The organism is Mycobacterium kyorinense, assembly GCF_002101735.1.
GTDB lineage: Bacteria > Actinomycetota > Actinomycetes > Mycobacteriales > Mycobacteriaceae > Mycobacterium > Mycobacterium kyorinense.
On sequence record NZ_LQPE01000061.1, the window covers coordinates 1 to 3,150 of the forward strand.

General features: G+C 68.7%; 2 protein-coding genes. Both read right to left on the reverse strand.

The genetic code is table 11. The features are described 5' to 3' along the window. Nucleotides 1–44 precede the first annotated feature (44 nt). On the reverse strand, nt 45–1,988 hold the full coding sequence (locus AWC14_RS08930) for a tyrosine-type recombinase/integrase (protein ID WP_007172497.1): 1,944 nt from the start codon (nt 1,986–1,988) through the stop codon (nt 45–47). Then, the gene (locus AWC14_RS08935) at nt 1,985–3,034 is read right to left on the reverse strand and encodes a tyrosine-type recombinase/integrase (RefSeq protein ID WP_007172498.1); all 1,050 of its coding nucleotides are present in this window, start codon (nt 3,032–3,034) and stop codon (nt 1,985–1,987) included. Before AWC14_RS08935 ends, AWC14_RS08930 begins: the two co-directional genes overlap by 4 nt. Between the last annotated feature and the right edge of the window lie 116 nt (nt 3,035–3,150).

The following is a 3,150-nucleotide window of genomic DNA, read 5'->3' on the forward strand; positions in this document are numbered from 1 at the left end:
TTATCCGGCCCTCGGGGGCGGGTCAACCCGTCGGGGTGGGATGTTCATCGATCGAGGCGCTGGAGGTGGTCGGTAAGGGCGTGGGCGACGCGGTCGTGGCGGGCGGCTTCGTCGGTCCAGCCGCGGCACTCGGCGTCGGTTCTGAGGGCCTGGACGTCGGCGAGTTGGTCGGTGAGCGTGTCGCGGAATTCGGGGGCGGTGACGTAGTTGTCGCAGGTTTCGCAGATGTTGGCATAAGGGCACGCGCCCGCGGATTCGTGGCGAGCGCAGTATCCGTGTGCAACGCGGGTTTTCAGCATTTCACTGTGCAGCCAGCCGACCTTGTCGGGCAGGATCGGTTTGCCGACCGGGGTGAGGGTGAACTGGCGGCGCATCTTGCCCATCGCTTCGTCGTAGGCCGCGCGCAGGGTGGGCGAGGCCAGGGTGGCGTAGCGGATCGTCATTTGTGGAGTGACGTGCCCGAGTAAGGACATCAAGGCCTGCAGACTCATCCCGGCGTTGGCGAGTTCGGTGGCCCAGGTGTGGCGCAACTGATGTGGAGTGACCATCAGGACGCCGCCGTCGGGACGGTGCAACCCGGCGGATTCAGCGGCGGTGAGCAGCCCGTTGCGCAGCCGGGTGTAGCCCAGGCGGCGTCCGTGCCGGGTGAACAGAAAGTCGGTGAGCACGCCGGTGCGTGGGTGCGGCAGCGGCCGGTGCGTGCCGCGGAGGGCGACCCACTCGTCGAGCGCGGCGAGGGTCGCGGCGGAGAGCGGGACCATGCGTTCGGTGGCGAGCTTGCCCAGTGGCACCTTCAGCCAGGTTCCGGCCGGTCCGTAGTCGATGATGCTGCCCAGTTCGAGGTCGAGCAGTTCCCCCGCCCGCAGGCCGGCACCACGCAGCACGGTCAGGCCGATGCGGGCGAACGGATCCTGCAGGTGGGCAACGGCGTTCATCACTGCCGCGTCCACATCGGGTGCTAGCGCGCGTGGCAACGGCTGGTCGAGTTTGGGGACGTCGGCGGCGAATACCAACCGCCGTGGTGGGGCCTGCGCCCAGCCCCAGGCGGTGATGTCGTCGAGCAGGTTGCGCAGACTGAGCACTGCCGACTGGGCCACCGCGGCCGAGACGGTGCGCCCGGCGCCCGCGGCGGCGCGCTGACCACGCCAGCCCCGGGTGCGATTCCATTTCAGGTAGCCCTCGATGCAGCTCCGGTCGAGTTCACGCAGGCTGATGACGTCGGGATGGTGAGCGGTGAGGTATTCGGCGAAGGGCAGCAGGTCGTTGATCAGCGACTCGACCGATTTGGGCCGCAGCACCGCCGCGCGCACGCCGATGTAGCGCAGCAACGTCTGACGGATCGGGTCGGGCATCTCCACCTCGGTGAAGCGCTGCTCGAGGCTACGGGCCCACCGCCGGCGTTTCGGCGCGGTGTCGATGACCGCGGTCTCGAACAACAGCTGCCGCAGGCTGGCCAGCCGCCCCCTGTATGCCCGCCGCGACGATGGCGGCACCACGGTACGTGACAGCGCGGCGTCGAAGTCGTCGAGCGCGTCGCCGGTCAGGTCGGCGACCATTCCGCCGTGGTGTGCCAGCACTACCGCCAGACATTCGCCGAGGACCGTCTCGACCCAGGAACTCCTCCAGCCCAACCGAATTCCCGCATTCCGCAACGCGGCGAATCCGCTCGGATCCCGGTCCTCCACTGCGCGGCCCAGCCCGGTCAACTGTTTGACCGCGGCCAGCTCGACGTCCAGCCGTAACCGGCCGGTGCCGATCGTGTGACAGATCAGCGGCCACGCCCCGGTGTCCCGTATCTCGGCGATCCGCTCGGCTGCCGGCAGCGTCATCCAGGCGTGCAGGTCGCGGTGGCGTGCGGTGAAGTCGCGAGCGATCCGAATCCGGTCGCGTACCGCCCGCCCGCTCAAACCCAGGGTGGCGACGTGGTCGAGATAATCCGCCACCACCTCGTCGGCGCCTACGGGTTGGCCGACCAACACCGTGGTCACTGCCGGGCTCCGGCCAACGTCGCACGAGCAGCACCGTATTCGGCGGCGAGCTGCTCGATCGACAAATGCACGTAGCGGGCCGTGGTCTCCGGCGAGACATGCCCCATCAACGCCCGCAACGCCAGCAGATCGATTCCGGCCGCCGACAATTCGGTGCCGTAGGTATGCCGTAAACGGTGCGGGCGGACTCTTGTGGCGCCAGAGGTCTCCCGGTGCCGACGGAACAGGCTGCGCAGCCCGGCCTCGCTGACCGGTGCACCGGTCGTCGGGCCGCGCAGCACTACGAAGCACTGCGGCGTCGCCAACCCCGGCGGCCGCTCCCATCGCAGGTAGGCGGCGAGCTCGGTGAAGAACGCCGCATCGACCGGGACATGACGTTCCTTGCCGCCCTTGCCGATCACCCGAAGCCGGCGCCGGCCCATATCGACGTCGGCGAGCAGCAGGCCACGCGCCTCGGCCGAACGCAGCCCTCCGAGTAGCATCACCAGCACCATCGCCCGGTCCCGGTGCGTTGCCAGTGTCGCCAGGAACGCGTCGACATCGTTGGTGGACAACGATTCCGGAAGACGCTGCGGCTGACGCACCAACCTACCGCCACTGCGTGCACGCCCGGGACCCAGATGACCGAGCAACCCCCGCTGCGACTGGCGCAGCCCCTGTCCCCGCCGCGGCGACGGCACCGGATTGTCGGTGCAGACACCGGTCATCACCAGATACTCGAATAACGCGCGCACTGCCGCGACCCGGCGGTTCACCGTCGAAGCTGCCGGCGGGGTCGACGAGCGGTGACCGCCGGTGGGCTGGTCCGTTCGGCGGACGCCTTGCCAGTCGATCCAGTCGAACACCAACGGCGCATCGACCGCGGCGAGCCCGACCGCTTGCTGGACGAGGAACCGGCTCAAATTGGCGACGTCGAATGCGTAGGCCCGCACCGTGGCCGCGCTGAACCCCCGTCCCGCCAAATGGTTGAGAAACGCGTTCACCGCGTCCTGCCCGTCCCAGTCGCCCTCCAGGACATATCCGCTGTCGCTCTTGAGTACCCGCATCGCCGCTCCGCCTTCCCCCACCGAGATGCAGACAGCATCCATCCGTGCTCAGCGCTTGTGCGTGAACCTCACGCTGCAGCCCGAACCGTGTCCCCGGAGAGCCGGTTAACGGATAG